General features: G+C 58.1%; 2 protein-coding genes. One reads left to right on the forward strand and one right to left on the reverse strand.

Annotated elements, in window-relative coordinates; genetic code table 11:
• The first annotated feature begins 162 nt into the window (after positions 1 to 162).
• Positions 163 to 789 carry a Cap15 family cyclic dinucleotide receptor domain-containing protein gene (locus C1A33_RS38130; protein ID WP_165818563.1) on the forward strand — a complete coding sequence of 209 codons (627 nt, stop codon included), beginning with the start codon at positions 163 to 165 and terminating at the stop codon, positions 787 to 789.
• 334 nt (positions 790 to 1,123) lie between these two features.
• Here the strand turns inward: C1A33_RS38130 and C1A33_RS23945 are convergent, their stop codons facing one another.
• A complete protein-coding gene (locus C1A33_RS23945; protein WP_207770465.1) occupies positions 1,124 to 1,915 on the reverse strand; it encodes a DUF4231 domain-containing protein in 792 nt (263 codons plus the stop codon).
• Positions 1,916 to 2,276 lie beyond the last annotated feature (361 nt).

Here is a 2,276-nt window from a genome sequence, read left to right on the forward strand (position 1 = left end):
GCCAGGCCGCAGCCCTACAACTCAATTGATCACAAAAGTCGGGCTGGAGTACTAGAGGTCAGTGAACGCAAGTACCTCTTCAGCCCGGGTCAATCATGGGTGCGCTCCGACGGATATAATCTCGCCGCGAAGGCTTGGGACTACATGGGATTTGAATAGGCCATGATTAGCCGCTCGCAGATTCAGATCGCTATTACGCTCGCCGTTGTCACTTGGGCTTTACTTCTCCTAGTCAATGGCGTCTCGCTAAATTCGGCGTATCTCAAGCCCTATTCAATAGCGATCGGCGTCGTTACCTTGAGCTTCCTCGCATATGATCGCTGGCTATGGAAACTTCCACCCCTAGCCCGCGTGCTTGGCAAGCCTGTGCTAGGGGGGACCTGGAAAGGCAAGATAAGGTCCGAGTGGATCGACCCCGATACGGGGTCGAGAGCGGCTCCCATCGAGATCTACGTGGCTATTATCCAGACCTCCTCGACGATCTCTCTCCGTTTAATGAGCAAGGAATCATCATCCAACACACTCACGTCAGTTCTAGAGAAAAAGGGGGTGCTGCTTCCGAGGCTCGCATACATGTATCAGAACATTCCGACACTTTCACTTCGGGAGCGCAGCAGCATTCACCACGGAGCGATCATTCTAGACGTACATGGCCGTCCAGCTCAAAAGCTTGTTGGTTGGTATTGGACCGACCGAAGCACCAGGGGTGAGATATCTCTGGACGTCCGCTCGAAAAAGGTCTATTCAAGCTTCGATGAGGCTCGGACGGCTATGCGACGCCCGATCTAAGCCGTGACGTGACGCATATTACACACCATGCGATGTCTCCTGCTTGCGCCGCCCAACCTGCTGCCATCCACCGGGGGGCCTGATCTCGGACAGTGCCGAGGGCGAGCCATGCAATGTTTGACCTTCACTGACCACGGCAGTGGGTACGGATCTTCGTTGGCAAGCCGACCCGTACCGCAGGCGCGCCAGCTCCGAGGAACGGAAGCGGCGCGGCAGCATTTTGGGCAGCCCCCTCGATCGCGAGATCGTCCTGGAGTGTCTGCTGCCGTCCACTCCGGTCGTCCGGCGTCCGCGAGCTTGGCTGTACAGATGGCTGTGCGGCACGGCATCCAGGCTACGTTTGAGAAGCGTCGCGCGGGTTTGACGTCTGCTCTAGCTGAAGCTCCTTTTTCCGCTGCTCTTCCTTCAGCTCTTCCACCTTGAGCGCAAACTGTCGGAGAGCGTCTTCTTCCTTCCCGCCATAATCACCAATTCCCAGCTCAACCGCCTTCGATTCTTTCGCAATTGCGTCCGCCGTCTGCTGCTGATTAAAGCTGCGCTCCCTGTACTTGAAATACCCGGTAAAACCAGCAGAAATGCTCACTGCGGCAGCCAATCCGGCACCCAACCAGCGAGAGCCACCGATCGCAGAACCGGCACTCGTGAGACTTGTGACGGCGATTGACCCAACGATTATTATTCCTTGGAATGTGTTGTGAACGCGTCGATTTCGTGCGGCCGCTCGACTGTAGCGACTGACATCGGCCCGGGATGCGACTCGATAGATGCGAAGCGCTGTGACTGGGTCGGCCGCGCTTTGCGCGGCTAGATTCGTTTGCTCGTTTTGCAGAACGATAAGCTCGTACTTAAGCCGAGCCAAATTTGGCCGCCTTATTATGATTTCCCTGGCGGCGAATGCCGTAGACAGAGCTCCCGCAAAGAGGCCGACGTAACTGAAGGGAACCGGGTACGACTGCCACAGGCCGGCGACGGTCGCCGCTCCGAGAAGCAGCGCAACAATGAGACTAGCCAGAATCCACAACATCCGCAGTCTCTGCGCGACTCGGAACTCGCGGATCGCCGTTTCCTTCAGGTCAATATTCTTTGAATTCTCGCGCTTGTCTTCTTCGGTGGAAGGGTCAGGCACGATCGGCCCCCGCTCGTCGTCGGCACCGGTTCGTCACGGATGATACCGGGTCAGATCATTTGATTAGGCTATTTTGGCGAGTTCTATCGAGAGTAGAAACGTGACGACCGTGCCAGCGCGTCAGCCGCGGTAGCTAAGGGAAGCGTTCAGCGGTGTGAGGCCCGGCCGACCCACGCCTCAGTGGCAAGCGACTCGTAGGAACGCTTGCCCGTGGTTGAACTGCCGCGACGGGCCGGCGAGCACGGCGCGCCAGCGCCGCGCGGAAACCCGCCATGATCCGATCCTCGCGATCAACATCAGCGGGAATGCGTACGGGACGGGTCATCGCGGCCGATCACCTTCCGGTGCGGGGTGGGCGGGG

Source organism: Frankia canadensis (assembly GCF_900197875.1).
GTDB lineage: Bacteria > Actinomycetota > Actinomycetes > Frankiales > Frankiaceae > Frankia > Frankia canadensis.